This is a genomic window from Streptomyces sp. NPDC036764 (assembly GCF_055609385.1).
In genome coordinates, this window is sequence record NZ_JBVJPT010000018.1 from 79,729 (window position 1) to 94,776 (window position 15,048).

The 15,048-nt window shown below is 69.6% G+C and carries 10 protein-coding genes; 4 read left to right on the forward strand and 6 right to left on the reverse strand.

Annotated features, from left to right (window positions below):
• Positions 1 to 253: 253 nt before the first annotated feature.
• Entirely contained in the window at positions 254 to 2,077 is a 1,824-nt protein-coding gene (locus ACZ69Q_RS40625; protein ID WP_471052649.1) for a phosphoenolpyruvate carboxykinase (GTP), read from the reverse strand.
• Between the two features lie 343 nt (positions 2,078 to 2,420).
• Between ACZ69Q_RS40625 and trhA the strand changes: the two genes are divergently transcribed.
• The 4 genes from trhA to ACZ69Q_RS40645 all read left to right on the forward strand — a co-directional run bounded on the left by trhA (position 2,421) and on the right by ACZ69Q_RS40645 (position 6,209).
• Complete coding sequence (gene trhA, locus ACZ69Q_RS40630; protein WP_471052651.1) at positions 2,421 to 3,167, forward strand: PAQR family membrane homeostasis protein TrhA; 747 nt, start codon at positions 2,421 to 2,423, stop codon at positions 3,165 to 3,167.
• Positions 3,168 to 3,270: 103 nt separating this feature from the next.
• On the forward strand, positions 3,271 to 4,812 hold the full coding sequence (locus ACZ69Q_RS40635; RefSeq protein ID WP_471052654.1) for a DHA2 family efflux MFS transporter permease subunit: 1,542 nt from the start codon (positions 3,271 to 3,273) through the stop codon (positions 4,810 to 4,812).
• A gap of 5 nt (positions 4,813 to 4,817) precedes the next feature.
• On the forward strand, positions 4,818 to 5,447 hold the full coding sequence (locus tag ACZ69Q_RS40640; protein ID WP_471052656.1) for a TetR/AcrR family transcriptional regulator: 630 nt from the start codon (positions 4,818 to 4,820) through the stop codon (positions 5,445 to 5,447).
• A 33-nt stretch (positions 5,448 to 5,480) separates the two neighbouring features.
• Positions 5,481 to 6,209, forward strand: coding sequence for a Mut7-C RNAse domain-containing protein (locus tag ACZ69Q_RS40645; RefSeq protein WP_471052657.1), 729 nt, complete (start codon positions 5,481 to 5,483; stop codon positions 6,207 to 6,209).
• 2 nt (positions 6,210 to 6,211) lie between these two features.
• Here the strand turns inward: ACZ69Q_RS40645 and ACZ69Q_RS40650 are convergent, their stop codons facing one another.
• From ACZ69Q_RS40650 to ACZ69Q_RS40670, 5 genes are all read right to left on the reverse strand, one after another.
• Complete coding sequence (locus ACZ69Q_RS40650; RefSeq protein WP_471052661.1) at positions 6,212 to 8,629, reverse strand: galactose oxidase-like domain-containing protein; 2,418 nt, start codon at positions 8,627 to 8,629, stop codon at positions 6,212 to 6,214.
• Complete coding sequence (locus ACZ69Q_RS40655; RefSeq protein ID WP_471052664.1) at positions 8,626 to 9,828, reverse strand: glycosyltransferase; 1,203 nt, start codon at positions 9,826 to 9,828, stop codon at positions 8,626 to 8,628. Before ACZ69Q_RS40655 ends, ACZ69Q_RS40650 begins: the two co-directional genes overlap by 4 nt.
• A complete protein-coding gene (locus ACZ69Q_RS40660) occupies positions 9,825 to 11,474 on the reverse strand; it encodes an ArnT family glycosyltransferase (RefSeq protein WP_471052667.1) in 1,650 nt (549 codons plus the stop codon). Before ACZ69Q_RS40660 ends, ACZ69Q_RS40655 begins: the two co-directional genes overlap by 4 nt.
• Entirely contained in the window at positions 11,471 to 12,748 is a 1,278-nt protein-coding gene (locus ACZ69Q_RS40665) for a glycosyltransferase (protein ID WP_471052670.1), read from the reverse strand. Before ACZ69Q_RS40665 ends, ACZ69Q_RS40660 begins: the two co-directional genes overlap by 4 nt.
• A gap of 191 nt (positions 12,749 to 12,939) precedes the next feature.
• Positions 12,940 to 14,973 (reverse strand): thioredoxin domain-containing protein, encoded by a 2,034-nt coding sequence (locus ACZ69Q_RS40670; protein WP_471052673.1) that lies wholly within the window; start codon positions 14,971 to 14,973, stop codon positions 12,940 to 12,942.
• Between the last annotated feature and the right edge of the window lie 75 nt (positions 14,974 to 15,048).

The following is a 15,048-nucleotide window of genomic DNA, read 5'->3' on the forward strand; positions in this document are numbered from 1 at the left end:
CCTGTGGAGACCATGTAACAGCGGTGCGTACATCGCGATCAAGGCGGCGCGACCGTACGGGCGAGCGAATACAGGCGAGGGCCTGCCGCAGCCTTCCCGTCGGGGCGGACGGGACGACCGCGACAGGCCCACAGCCCCGTACGCCGTTGTACGGAACCTCGCCGGTCTGTGGTGCTGTCACCGCGGCCGGCCGTGACGATACTGCTGGTCAGGGCACGATCGGAGCCGGCCGCGGCGTCTGGAGGGGCTGTGCTCAGCCCAGGCGCTGCACCAGCGCGTGGTACTCGTCCCACAGCTCCTTCGGCGTGTGGTCGCCGAAGGTGTTGAGGTGGTCGGGGACGAGTGCGGCCTCCTCGCGCCAGACTTCCTTGTCGACGGTGAGGAGGAAGTCGAGGTCGGCGTCGGCCAGTTCGAGGCCGTTGGTGTCCAGCGCGCCCTTGGCCGGCAGGATGCCGATCGGGGTCTCGACGCCCTCGGCCTTGCCCTCGAGGCGCTCGACGACCCACTTCAGCACGCGGCTGTTCTCACCGAAGCCGGGCCAGACGAACTTGCCCTCGTCGTTCTTGCGGAACCAGTTGACGTAGTAGATCTTCGGCAGCTTGGCCTGGTCCTTGTCCTTGGCCACGTCGACCCAGTGGGCCATGTAGTCGCCCATGTTGTAGCCGCAGAACGGCAGCATCGCGAACGGGTCGCGGCGCAGCTCGCCGACCTTGCCCTCGGCGGCGGCGGTCTTCTCGGAGGCCACGTTGGCGCCGAGGAACACGCCGTGGTTCCAGTCGAAGGACTCCGTCACCAGCGGTACGGCGGTGGCGCGGCGGCCGCCGAAGAGGATCGCCGAGATCGGCACGCCCTTGGGGTCCTCCCACTCGGGCGCGATGATCGGGCACTGCGAGGCGGGGACGGTGAAGCGGGCGTTGGGGTGGGCGGCCGGCGTCGCGGACGAGGGCGTCCAGTCGTTGCCCTTCCAGTCCGTCAGGTGGGCCGGGGTCTCCTCCGTCATGCCCTCCCACCAGATGTCGTTGTCGTCGGTGAGGGCGACGTTGGTGAAGACGGAGTTGCCCCACAGGGTCTTCATCGCGTTGGCGTTGGTGTGCTCGCCGGTGCCGGGCGCGACGCCGAAGAAGCCGGCCTCGGGGTTGATGGCGTACAGCCGGCCGTCCTCGCCGAAGCGCATCCAGGCGATGTCGTCGCCGATCGTCTCGACGGTCCAGCCGGAGATCGTGGGCTCCAGCATGGCGAGGTTGGTCTTGCCGCAGGCGCTCGGGAAGGCGGCGGCGACGTACTTCGACTCGCCCTGCGGCGGCGTCAGCTTGAGGATCAGCATGTGCTCGGCGAGCCAGCCCTCGTCACGGGCCATGACGGAGGCGATGCGCAGGGCGTAGCACTTCTTGCCGAGCAGGGCGTTGCCGCCGTAGCCGGAGCCGAAGGACCAGATCTCGCGGCTCTCCGGGAAGTGGGAGATGTACTTGGTCTGGTTGCACGGCCAGGGGACGTCCTCCTGGCCCTCCTCCAGCGGGGCGCCGACGGAGTGCACGGCCTTCACGAAGAAGCCGTCGTCGCCGAGTTCGTCGAGGACCGGCTGACCCATGCGGGTCATGGTGCGCATCGAGACGGCGACGTAGGCGGAGTCGGTGATCTCCACGCCGATCGCGGAGAGGTCGGAGCCGAGGGGGCCCATGCAGAACGGGACGACGTACATGGTCCGGCCGCGCATCGAGCCGCGGAAGACGCCCTTGTCACCGGCGAAGATCTCCCGCATCTCGGCGGGGTCCTTCCAGTGGTTCGTGGGGCCGGCGTCCTCCTCCTTCTCGGAGCAGATGAAGGTCCGGTCCTCGACGCGCGCGACGTCGGTCGGGTCGGAGGCCGCGTAGTAGGAGTTGGGGCGCTTGATCGGGTCGAGCTTGCGGAACGTGCCCTTCGCGACCAGTTCCTCGCTCAGACGCTCGTACTCGGCCTCGGATCCGTCGCACCAGACCACGCTGTCCGGCTGCGTCAGTTCTGCGATCTCGTTCACCCACGAGACCAGTTCGCGGTGGTTGGTGGGAACGACGGGGGGAGCCGCGATGTCGCGCGCCACGGTTGCTCCTAAATGAGGGATTTTGTCCTGAATATGCCCTTGTATGCCCCGTGGGGGCCGCGACCCGGATGCTTCGCGGATCGGATCGGCTTTTCCGATCTTCCGCGCTCATCCGGTGCCGACCGCACTCATTTGATCATCCGACGGGTCCGCGCATATGTCCAGAGGGCGTCACAGGTGAGCGGCGTGAGCATCGCCACTCATCCAGATGTTTTCGATGCGTCACCACCCCTTCACCCCGGGTGCGCCCACCGCGGGTACCCCGTGAGACGATGGCCACTTAAGGACGCCCATCTGGCCGCCCTCACGCGTAACTTACGGTTCCGTAGGTACGATGCCGGGCATGACTGCGCCCGTCCCCGACGCGCCAACGGACACGCCGGCCACCAACCGCGGTTCCGCCGCGCCCTCGCTGCCGCACCAGATCGCGCACCACGCCCAGCAGCTCTCGGAGGAGATCAAGCCCAAGCTCCGCGGCTGGCTGCATCTCGGAATGTTCCCGGCGGTGCTCGTCGCCGGCCTGGTGCTCACGGCCCTCGCGGACTCACCCCGGGGCAGACTCGCCTGCGGGATCTACGCCCTCACGGCCTGCCTGCTGTTCGGGGTGAGCGCGCTGTACCACCGGGGCAACTGGAGCCCGCGCATGGACGGCATCCTGCGCCGGCTGGATCACGCCAACATCTTCCTGATCATCGCGGGCACGTACACGCCGCTGACGATGCTGCTCCTGCCGCAGACCAAGGGCCAGTGGCTGCTGTGGGGCATCTGGGGCGCCGCGGCGGCGGGCATCGTCTTCCGGGTGTTCTGGGTCGGCGCCCCGCGCTGGCTCTACACCCCCTGCTACATCGCGATGGGCTGGGCCGCCGTCTTCTTCCTGCCGGACTTCATGCGCGCCGGCGGCATCGCGGTGCTGGTCCTGGTGATCGTCGGCGGTGTCCTGTACAGCGCCGGCGGTGTGATCTACGGCATCAAGCGCCCCAACCCGTCACCGCGCTGGTTCGGCTTCCACGAGGTGTTCCACTCCTTCACCCTCGCCGCGTTCGTCGTGCACTACGTGGGGATCTCACTGGTGGCCTACCAGCACGCGTAGCCCACCGCACCGCCTCTTCGAGGGCCACGGCTTACGAGCCGTGGCCCTTTTTCGCGCCCTCCAACATTGACAGTTGCACTCTTTTGAGAGTTACTCTCATTTCATGGTTACTGTCACTACAGACGCCCGCCGCTGGTGGGCGCTCGGTGCCCTCGTCGCGAGCATGCTCACGCTCGGCTTCGACATGACGATCCTCAATGTGGCGCTGCCGACGATGGCCGCCGATCTAGGCGCCTCCACGGGCCAGCAGCAGTGGATGGCGGACTCGTACGTCGTCGTCTTCGCCGCCCTGATGCTCCCCGCGGGCCTGCTCGGCGACCGGTTCGGGCGGCGGCGGATGCTGATCACCGGACTCGGGATCTTCCTCGCCGGATCGCTGGTCGGAGTGCTGGCCGGCGACGTGAACGCGGTGATCGTCGCGCGTGCCGTGATGGGCGTCGGCGCGGCCCTGGTCACTCCGCTCTCGCTCTCCGTGCTGCCCACCCTCTTCGGCCCCGAGGAGCGCACCAAGGCCGTCGGCATCACCTCCGCCGCCTCCGCGCTCGGCCTGCCGCTCGGCCCGATCATCGGCGGCTGGCTGCTGAACCACTTCTGGTGGGGCTCGGTCTTCCTGATCAACGTCCCGATGGCCGCGATCGGCATCGCCGCCTGCCTCTTCCTGCTCCCCGAGACGAAGGACCCCGCCTCCCCCAAGGTCGACACCGTCTCCACGGCGCTCGCCGCGAGCGGGCTCGGCGCCTTGGTCTACGGGATCATCGAGGCGCCCACCCGGGGCTGGGGCGACCCCCTGGTGCTGGGCATGCTCGGGGCGGCAGTGCTCCTGATCGCCGCGCTCGTGGTGCGCGAACGCCGGGTCGAGCGCCCCATGCTCGACATGACCCTGCTCGCCCACCGCGGCTTCCTGTTCAACACCGTCGCCGCCACCCTGGTGACGTTCATCCTGACCGGCCTGCTGTTCGTGCTGCCGCCCTACCTCCAGGCCGTCCTCGGCCACGACGCCCTGGGCACCGGCGTGCGGCTGCTGCCGATGATGGGCGGGCTGCTGGTCGCCTCCCGCCTCGCGCCGAAGGTCGTCGCCCGCTTCGGGGCGCGTGCCGCGGTGAGCGCGGGCCTGGTGGTACTGGCCTTCGCCGGGGTCCTCGGCAGCCGTACGACGGTGGACTCCGGCTACGGATTCGTCGCGCTGTGGCTCACCATCACCGGCCTCGGCTTCGGCCTCTCGCTCATCCCCGCCATGAACGGCGGCCTGAGCGCCCTTCCCCGGGACCGTGCCGGAAGCGGCTCCGGGCTGCTGATGACCCTGCGTCAGGTCGGCGGCGCGATCGGTATCGCCCTGCTCGGCAGCCTGCTCGCCGGCGCCTTCCGGGACCGGCTCGACGTCACCGGGCTGCCCGCGCGTGCCGCGGACACCGCCGGGGAGTCCGTGGTCGCGGCGCACCTCGTCGCCGAGCGGGCGGGCTCGGCGGAGCTCGCGGCCTCCGCGAACAGCGCGTACGTCCACGGCATGGGGATCGTGCTCCTGGTGTGCGGGATCGCGGCCCTCGTCTCCGCCCTGCTGGCGGCGGCGTTCCTGCCGGGCACACCCGAGGCGCACAAGTCCGAGGTCTCTGACATGGCTGCCGAGCGGGCCGATGCCCGACAATGACACCCATGACCCCCGCACACTCCTCTCCCCTGGCCGACCGCCCCCAACTGGGACTTCGTGAGCGGAAGAAGATCAAGACCCGGACGGCGATCCGCGACGCGACGTACGCGCTGATCAAGGAGCAGGGCTACGACGCCACCACGGTCGAGCAGATCGCCGAGCGCGCCGAGGTGTCGCCGTCCACGGTCTTCCGCTACTTCCCGACGAAGGAGGACATCGTCCTCACGGACGAGTACGACCCGATCCTCCTGGCGGAGATGCGCAAGCGGCCGGCCGACGAGCCCATGATCAAGTCCCTGCGGTACGTCATGCGGCTGGCCGTCACCGCCGCGGCGGAGGACGATCCCGAGGCCGTCCGGCTGCGCTCGCACCTGCTGGTCCAGGTCCCCGCGGTGCGCTCGCGGATGCTGGAGAGCATGTCGGTCACCGGCCGGATGCTCGCCGATGCCGTCGCCGAGCGCACCGGCCTGCCGCAGGACAGCCTGGAGGCGCGGGTCTACACGATGTCCCTCATCGGCGGCCTCGCGGAGATCTCCATGTACTGGGCCGAGAACGACTTCCGGGACGACCTGCACGACCTGCTCGACCGCGCGCTGGACGTCATCGAGCACGGGCTCCCCGCGAAAAAGAGCTGAGGAGCGAGCCCCGGGCCGTGTCATCCTGGCCGGGTGAACGGTCCCGAGATCCACGTCGAGTTCGCCCCCGAACTGAGGGTGTTCCTGCCCAACGGCCGACGCCAGGACGGCGCCGCCCGGGTCACCACCGACGGTGTCTCGACCCTCGGCCATGTCGTGGAGTCCCTCGGCGTCCCGCTGACGGAGGTCGGCGCCGTGGTCGTGGACGGCCGTGAGATGCCGGTGTCGTACGTCCTGGCGGGCGGGGGGTCCGTGTCCGTACGGCCCGTCGCGCGCCCCCAGCGGGTGCCCGGCGCTCCCCTGCGCTTCCTGCTCGACGTCCACCTCGGCACGCTGGCCCGGCGGATGCGGCTGCTCGGCGTGGACACGGCGTACGAGTCGACGGACATCGGCGACCCGGCGCTGGCGGCGCTCTCGGCCGCGGAGAAACGGGTCATGCTGAGCCGTGACCGGGGGCTGCTGCGACGCCGTGAGCTGTGGGCCGGCGGCTATGTGTACAGCACCCGCCCCGAGGACCAACTCCGCGACGTCCTCGACCGGTTCCGCCCCGAACTGCGGCCCTGGACCCGGTGCACCGCCTGCAACGGCCTGCTGAAGGAGGCCACGAAGGAGGAGGTCGCCGAGCAGTTGGAGGGCGGGACGCAGCGGTCGTACGACGTCTTCGCGCAGTGCACCGAGTGCAAGCGCGCGTACTGGAAGGGCGCGCACCACGAACAGCTCGTCGCCATCGTGGAGCGCGCCCTCGCGGACTACGCGAGCTGAGGCTAACGCCTGCTCACGTCACCCTTTCCGCATGCGATCCCGTCCTTGTTCGGGTCCAGCTTCAGCGGGTCGTCCTTGCCGTTGACCTTCAGGCGGCCGTAGTCGTTCTGCTTCAGCCAGGCGCAGCGGGACTTCGTCGTGGCCTTCACGGTCGGCGGGAAGTCCGTCGGGACGCAGACGTTGACGGAGCCGTAGTGGCGGTCGCAGCCGGAGACGGTCGGGCTGACCTTCTGTGAGGTGCGCTTCTTGCCGGGGCCCGTGACCTTGCCCTTGAGGTTGTCGGCGAAGTCGTGGACGTGGGCGGAGGAGTCCGCGGCGCTCAGGGCCGAAGGACCTTGCAGGTGGACCCACTTGGCCACGGACGGTACGCCGTTGGCGTCGACCGCGAAGAGCATGTACCAGCCGGGCGGGGCCAGGTTCGGGTTGCTCGTCACGTTCAGGTCGACGTTGTTGCCGTCCACCGACAGGGGCAGATCCACGAACCGCTGGTTCGGGTCCGAGGAGTGGGTGACGGCGGCCGGGCGGATCAGCTCGGCCTTGGCGATGGGGCGGTCGACGGTGATCCGCTGGGTGTCGCCGTACGTCCACTCGGTGTCGATCACCGAAGTGATCGCCGGGCGCGGCCCCTTGAGGAGATAAGGCGGGGTGTAGATCGACACGTCGTGGTTCCAGGAGCCGTTGCCCGGGTTGTCGCCCGTCGCCATGACACGGCCGTCGGGCAGGAGGAAAGCCGAGGAGTGGTAGCCGCGCTCCTCCGGGTCCGCCGCCACCGGGTCGAAGGTGTTGGTCGCCGGGTCGTAGATCGACGACTCGTACACCGGGTCGGCCCGGTTGTGCAGCCCACCGCCGGTCTCCAGGACCTTGCCGTCGGGCAGGAGCACGGCGGAGACGTACATCTTGCCCTGGTTGCCGGTCTGCGGGACCTTGCCGTTCCCGAGGTCGACGGTGCCCTGCGGAAGCGGCGGTCCCGCGACGTAGGACGGGTTGGGCTGCTTGAGGTCGATGACGTCGGTGAGGCGGTTCGCGTCCGGGTTGGAGTCGATGTTGCCGCCGCCGATGGTGAGGACCTTCTGGTCCTGGGCCGGGGGCAGCAGCACGCTCGCGGACTGGTCGCGCTCGTCCTTGTTCTGCAGGCCCGGGATCTGGGTGACCGTGTTGGCGCCGTAGTCGTAGACCGCCGAACCGGTGCCGGGGATGTTGTTGCCGAAGACGTGGCTGCCGGAGTAGAAGAGGCGGCCGTCCTGCATGAGGATCATCGACGGGTACAGGCCCCAGTACGACCAGGTCTGGTTGACCTTCCAGAGCTCCAGCCACTTCTGCTCGGCGTCCGACCACAGCTCGGCGGTCACCGAGCCCGTCGAGTCCTCGCGCAGACCGCCGAAGGAGATCACGTCACCGTTGCCGAGGACGGTGGCCGACGGGTACCAGTGGCCGTCGTTCATGTCGTTGGTCTTGCTGTACGTCTCGGTGACCGGGTCGAAGACGTACGAGTCCTTGTAGCCCTCGTAGCCGTGCCCGCCCGGCACCGGATACGCCTTGTTGCCGCTCATCACGAGCACACGCCCGTCGTCGAGCTGGACGTGACCGGCGCAGAACATGTCCTTGGGCGTGGGGATCTGCTTGTACGTGCCGTTCTGCGGGTCGTAGACCGCGCTGGTGAACGTGCCCGCCTCGAACATCTGCTCACTGTTGCCGGAACCGGCGATCAGCAGCACCTTGCCGTTGTTCAGGACGACGGAGTGCATGGAGCGGACCGGGTTCTGGGTGGGCAGCACGTCCCAGCGGCCGTTCGCGCACTGCTCGGCGGTGCCCGTGCACACCGGGTCCGGGACGGCGTCGGCGACCTGGTCCATCGTGTAGTCGTCGGTGGTCACGGAGCCGGTGCCGTAGACGGAGACGCCCCAGGCGATCCGGTCGGTGCCGGCGGGCACCTCGGGCGTGCGGACCGTCGCCTCGGTCCAGTTGGCCGCCATCTCCAGCGTCTTGAGGTCGGTCCAGTACTGCCAGCCCGCCGTGGCGTCGTGCCGGAAGAGGGTGAGCGAGGTGTCCGGGGTGGTCGACTTGTACCAGAGCCCCAGGTCGTACTGCTTGCCCGGCGTGACGACCGGCGCGCACTGGGCGGACTCGGTGATCAGCGCCTTGCGGTCGCCCTCGACACGGCGGGTGAGCGACACCTTCATCGCCTTGGAGCCGCTGTGGGCGTCCGCCGTCGTCTCGAAGGTGAAGTCGTTGTCGCCCCAGCCGGACTTCTTCCAGCAGTAGGGCATGTCGTCGGTGCCGGCGGTCTCGAAGCCGGGGTTCTTGACGAGGTTGGCGGCGGAGGCGGACTGGGGCGAGGTGAGGAGCAGACCGGCGGTCAGGGCGCCCACCCCGACCAGTGCGGTCCTTCTTCGGTGTTTGCCGACGAGGCGCTTGTTCATGCGGCTCTCCTTGCGGTGCGGCTCCCGGGCCGCCGACCGGTACGGCGGCTCGGCAGATAGACCAGCGCTTCGGTACCGGCGAAGCGCAGGACGAAGGTGATGACCAGGGCCAGCGCGGTCGCGGGCAGCACGGCCAGCCCGAACTGGCCCACCAGCAGCGCGATCAGCGGGATGCGCAGCACCAGGTCGGCGTTGGCGAGCAGCGCGAACCGGACGGTGCGGTCGGCCCAGTGGCGGTGCTGCCGCCGGTCGCGGAACAGCAGCTTCTCGATGAGCAGGAAGTTCCAGGCCACGCCGAACTGGTTGGCGACTATCTCCGCGGGGAGGTAGTGCAGCCCCATCTGCGTCATCGCCCACAGCGCGGCCAGGTTCGGCACGAACCCGGTGAGCCCGATCAGCCCGAACACCACCATCCGGGACAGCGGGTCGGCCGTACGCAGTCCGGCGAGATGCCGCAGGAAGCGCCGGCCCTCCGCCGCCGTGGACTTGGACTCCCCCGCGAACCGCTCCTGGAACACGAACGGCACCTCGGTGACCGTGCGCGGGCGGCTGCGGACCGCCAGCTCCAGCAGGATCTTGTAGCCGAGCGGCTTGAGCGCCTCGGCGGTGATGTCGCTGCGGCGGATCGCGAAGAAGCCGCTCATCGGGTCGCTGATGCCGTGCAGCCGGCGCGGGAAGAGGGACTTGGTCAGCCAGGTCGCCATGCGCGACACGGCCACGCGGTAGCTGCCCGCGAGCCCGGCCCGGCTGCCGCCCTTGATGTACCGGGAGGCGACGACGAGCCCGGCGTTCGCACGCTCGCCGGTGGCCACCAGCTCCGGCACCAGGGACGGCGGATGCTGGCAGTCGCCGTCCATGACGACGATCCAGTCCGAGCCGGCCGCCTTCATCCCCTCGACGACCGCGCCGCCGAGCCCGCCGACGGGTTCGTCGCGGTGGATGACGGTGACCGGGAACGGGCAGTCCTGCGCGGCCTCCTTGATGACCTGCGGGGTGTCGTCGCTGGAGTCGTCCACGAAGACGACCTCGCAGGGCAGCCGGGACGGCACCGACTCGGTGATCTGGTGCAGCAGTTGCCGTACGTTCGCCGACTCGTTGAAGGTCGGCACGACGATGGTGACGGCACCCGGCTCGGGCACCTCGACGGCTTCGACGGACGGATCGCCCAGCTCTCCCGGGGCGGTGTATTCCTGGGTCATCGCACGCCTCCGGCGGCTGTCTGGATCTGGCGGATCTCGATGCGGTCCTCGCCGCGGCCGAAGACGGCGACCGGCTTCGAGTGCTCGATGGCCGCCTTGACGTTGGGCAGGTCGACCGCGTCGCGACGGACCGTCGGGGAGGCGACGACGTAGTCGAGGTCCTTCCAGCCGCGCGGCATCGTCTTGGTCACGGCCGGGTCGAGGTCGGCCTTGTAGAACCAGATGACGCCGAGCCCGGGCTTGTACCCGGCGTGCACCAGGTCCAGCCAGAGCGCGTCGTCGACCAGGACCCGGGTGTCCTTCGGGTCCTCCACCTCGGTGGACAGCCACTTGGAGGCGGCCTGGTAGGGCGCGTTGGCGTCGGCGGTGACCGCGGTGCGGTCGCCGTCGTACCAGCGCGGGACGACATAGGCGCCGGCCGAGATCGCGAGTACGGCCGCGAGGGCGTACCGTCCGCCGGTCAGGTACCGGTGCTCGGCCTCGGACCGCCATCGCCGCAGTACGGCGTGGGCGACGGAGGCGGTGCCGCCGGCGAGGACGAGGGCGAGGAACGGCAGGGCCTGGATGACGTACATGGCGGGCAGGTAGCCGCTGGGGCGCATGGCCACCAGGGCGAGGATGACCACCGCGAACGACGGGCCGGCCAGCGCCCGGGCGGTGACCGACCAGCGCCAGGTGACCAGGAGCAGCAGGCCGCCCGCGAGGCCACCGACGATGAGGACGCGGTCGTAGTAGAGCCACGACTGCAGGACGCCCCAGGAGCCGGATCCCTGGTCGAGGATGAAGCCCGAACCGGGTCTGGTCATCTGGTACTTGATGCCGTCCCACAGGGAGACGTGCCCGCTGCCCGGGAACAGCTCGCCCTTCAGCAGGGCGAACAGCGGGTAGGACAGGCCGATCAGCGTGCAGGCCGTGACCGCGCCGGTGAGGGCGAACTTGCGGGTGTCGCGGTGGCTGTGCCGCCACATGGTGATGAGGACCGCGGGGAGGACGAAGAGCATCGTCTCCTTGGTCAGCACGGCGGTCGCGGCCGCGATCCCGGCGCCGAAGTGGTGCCACAGGTGACGGCTGGGCGAGGCGGCGAGCGCGAACGCGACCAGCGTCCACATCACCGCGAGGTTGTCGAGGAAGATCTCCCGCTGGAGCACGACCGACAGGGGCGACAGGCCGAACAGGGCCATGCCGAGCCCGGCGGCCCAGCGCGGCAGCGACAGCCGCCGCCCGATCACATAGACGAGGACCGCGCTGACGGCGCTGATCACGAGCATCGCGGCGCGCATGCTGCCGACGGTCATCGACTCGGGGCTGAGCGCCGCCGGTATCCAGGTCAGCAGGGCGAGCTGGATCCAGCCGAGCGGCGGGTGGTCGTACCAGTACGTGTAGTGGGCGAGGCCCCGGCCGTCCTGCACGGCCCAGGCCTGGGCGAGGTAGGTGCCCTCGTCGTCACTGAGGGTCGGGTAGTCGGCGATGTTCCAGCCCTGTACGACGAGGATCGCGACGAGGAGTACGCCGCACAGGATCAGGTCGGACCGGGACGAACGCAGCCGTATCGGAGGGGTTGTTCGACCGGTCGGACGCGCTGCAGGCGCAGGCTGCCGCTGCGCGGGGACCTTCGGAGTGGTCACCGCGGGAAGGGTGGAGGTCACGCAGGGACGTCCTCTCGGAGGTCTCGGGTCACTTCGGCGTCGGCGAGATGCGCGCCTACGTGGGTGGTCAGCTCCCAGTCGTTCTGGCCGCGCTGCTCACGCCATACGGCGCGGACGGCGGCCCCGGCGAGGAGCACCTGGTAGAAGGGACCGCCCACGATGAGCTTCAGGTAGTGGACGAAGCGGACGCGCAGCCCGTACTGCTTGCCGAAGTCGTGCAGTCCGACGATCTCGAAGACGAAGGTGACGAGCGCGGTGACGGCCGGCAGGAAGGTGATGAAGGCGACGGTCACGGAGACGTCGAGGAAGACCGCGATCGCGACGTTGAGCGGGATGATGAGCCCGGTGAAGGCCTGCATGAACGGCGTCATGAGGGTGTACCGGGCGAGCAACCGCTGCCCGAAGGTGGGCAGTTGCTTCCAGTCCTTCTTCCGGTACACCTGGAGGAAGCCCTGGTTCCAGCGGGTGCGCTGCTTCAGCAGCGACATCAGGCTGCCCGGCGTCTCCTCCTTGGTCACCATGTCGGAGTCGTAGGCGACGACGACCTTCTTGCCGACGCTGGAGAGACGGACACCCAGGTCGCAGTCCTCGGCGAGGCAGTTGGGATCCCAGCCTTCGGCTTCCCTGAGCACGTCCGTACGCACGAAGACGGTGTTGCCGCCGAGCGGGATGAACCCCTTCTGCGCGTGCAGGTGCAGCCGGGAACGGAACCAGAAGAAGTACTCCAGGCAGTTGCGCAGGCTGTACCAGCTCGAGTGGAAGTTGATCAACTGGACCCCGCCCTGGACCACGTCGGCGCCGGTGGTCCGGAACGCGTGGTCGACGTGCGCGAGGAGCTCCGGGTGGACCTGGTCCTCGGCGTCGAAGACCCCGACGACGTCGCCGCGGCAGTGCGGCAGCGCCGTGTTCATGGCCTTCGGTTTGTTCTTCTTCTCGTGGGTGTCGACGACCACGCGGACGCGTGGATCACGCGAGGCGGCGTTCTCGGCCACCTCCGTGGTCTCCGGGTCGTCGTGTCCGACGATGACGATGATCTCGAAGTCGGTGTGTGTGGACTCCAGCAGCCGCTGGATGGTGTGGTCCAGCACGGCCTGTTCGTGCCGTGCCGGAAGCAGCAGCGAGAACGACAGGTGCTCGCCGCCGTCCGGTCTGCTGAACCGGGTGGAGGCGAGCACTTCGGGCGTACGCCACGCGTGCATCTGCCACCACAGAGTGAAAGCCGCCATCCAGAACAAGGCCAGCGAGACGACGGCTATGAAGACAGACGTCAGCAACAGATCCCCCCAGATCCCCAATGCCCCCTGTCGCGACGGTGAGTCACACCTGCCGCGGCACTGTGGAGAGATTAGGGGGGATCTGTGAAGTCCGCAGGCTGTTTCGATGAAGAGCGCGTTTCATCACAACGAGCCCCGAGAGTGAACGATTCGAACACAGGTTGCGTAAGTGCCCCGTTATGGCAGCCGTTTCAGCCGCTCAGCGCGGCTCTGAGACGGTCCGGGTCCGTGGTCGGGGCATCGCAGGTGAAGTTACGGCAGACGTATGCGGCGGGTTCGCCCTGCTGAAGGGGACGGTCGGCGAGGAGCGGGAACTCGTCACTCTCCGGAGTTCCCACGGCCACGACCGCGCCCGGAGCGGTGCCCAGAAGTGCCGTACGGTGCAGCGCCTTTGTGCCCTCGTCGGCCAGGGACGGCCCGACCACCGCGACTTCTCGCGGCCCGTCGAGAGCGGCCTCGGCCACCGCGAGCCCCCACCCGATGAAGCGGGGGACGCGCGGGCCGAGGGCCTTCACAACCCCCAACGCCCGCTCGGCGGCGCGGCGGTGGGGCTCGGCGCCGGTCTGCGCCGCGTAGCTCAGCAACGCGCCGGCCGCGGCGCTCCAGCCGGAGGGGGCGGCGTTGTCGGTGGGGTCCTGCGGACGGCGGATCAGCCGCTCGGCGTCGGCGGCCGTGTCGTACAGACCACCGGACTCCTCGTCGACGAAGCGGGCGATCACGTGGTCGAGCAGGAACCCGGCGAACTCCAGCCAGACGCCCTCGCCGGTGACGGACGCGAGCGCGAGGAAGCCCTCGGCGACGTCGGCGTAGTCCTCCAGCACGCCCGCGTTCGCGCCGACCTGGCCGTCCTTGCTGGTACGGGCGATACGGGCATGATCGTCCAGGTGCAGCCGGACCAGCAGGTCGGCGGCGCCGAGGGCCGCGTCCACCAGGTCCGGACGGTCGAAGTAGGCGCCGGTCTCGGCCAGGGCGGCGATGGCGAGGCCGTTCCAGGCGGCGACGATCTTGTCGTCCCGGCCGGGGGCGGGGCGTGTCGCGCGCTGCCGCAGGAGGCGCTCACGGATCGAGGTGATCTTCTCGGCGTCGAACAGTTCGTCCTGCTGCGGGAGCTGGAGGACGGAGGAGCCGTGCTCGAACGTGCCCTCTTCCGTCACGCCGAAGTACCGCACGGCGAGGTCGGCGTCGTCGCCGCCGAGGACCTCGCGCAGTTGGTCCGGCGTCCACACGTAGTACGCGCCCTCGACGTGCCTGCCGGTCCCGTCGTCGCTGTCGGCGTCGAGCGCGGAGGCGAACCCGCCCTCGTTCGTGCGCAGTTCGCGCACCATGAAGTCCGCCGTCTCCAGGGCGACGCGGCGTGCCAGCTCGGAGCCCGTGGCGCGCCAGAGGTGGGCGTAGGCACGGCACAGCAGGGCGTTGTCGTACAGCATCTTCTCGAAGTGCGGCACCACCCAGTCACGGTCGACGGAGTAGCGCGCGAACCCGCCGCCGAGCTGGTCGTAGAGACCGCCCCGGGCCATCCGCTCGCAGGTGTCCTGAGCCATCTGGAGCGCGCCCTCGGCGCCCGTGCGCGCATGGTGGCGCAGCAGGAACTCGATCACCATGGACGGCGGGAACTTGGGCGCGCCCCCGAATCCGCCGCGCTGCGGGTCGTACTCCCGGGTGAGCCCGAGCAGCGCCGCCGAGAGCTCCTGCTCACCGGGGGCCTCGGGGCCGCCGTAGGAGATCTCGCGCCCGGCGAGGTCGCGCACGATCTTCCCGGCGACGTCGGCGACCTCCTCGCGCCGGTCGGTCCAGGCGCCGCGCACGCCCTCCAGGACCTGGCGGAAGGACGGCATGCCCTGGCGGGGCGCGGGCGGGAAGTAGGTGCCGAAGTAGAAGGGCTCGGCGTCCGGGGTGAGGAACACCGTCATGGGCCAGCCGCCCTGCCCGGTGGCCGCCTGCACGGCCTCCATGTAGACGGCGTCCACGTCGGGCCGCTCCTCGCGGTCGACCTTGACGCTGACGAAGTGGGCGTTGAGGTAGTCGGCGGTCTCCTGGTCCTCGAAGGACTCGTGCGCCATCACATGGCACCAGTGACAACTGCTGTAACCGACGCTGAGCAGGACCGGTTTGTCGCTCTTGCGGGCCTCCTCGAAGGCCTCGGCCGACCACGGCCACCAGTCGACCGGGTTGTCCGCGTGCTGGAGAAGATAGGGGGACGTCTCGTGAGCCAGTCGGTTCGGCATGGGGTCCATCCTGCCGCAGTACCCCCGCCGTCACGCGTCAGGCATCCACCCGACGGCGACCTCGAGTCCTCCGTC

Coding starts and splice junctions, on each gene's coding strand:
- ACZ69Q_RS40640 (WP_471052656.1), top strand. CDS start 4,818: ATGACCCCCGCACACTCCTCTCCCCTGGCCGACCGCCCCCAACTGGGA.
- ACZ69Q_RS40655 (WP_471052664.1), bottom strand. CDS start 9,828: ATGACCCAGGAATACACCGCCCCGGGAGAGCTGGGCGATCCGTCCGTC.
- trhA (WP_471052651.1), top strand. CDS start 2,421: ATGACTGCGCCCGTCCCCGACGCGCCAACGGACACGCCGGCCACCAAC.
- ACZ69Q_RS40670 (WP_471052673.1), bottom strand. CDS start 14,973: ATGCCGAACCGACTGGCTCACGAGACGTCCCCCTATCTTCTCCAGCAC.
- ACZ69Q_RS40635 (WP_471052654.1), top strand. CDS start 3,271: ATGGTTACTGTCACTACAGACGCCCGCCGCTGGTGGGCGCTCGGTGCC.
- ACZ69Q_RS40650 (WP_471052661.1), bottom strand. CDS start 8,629: ATGAACAAGCGCCTCGTCGGCAAACACCGAAGAAGGACCGCACTGGTC.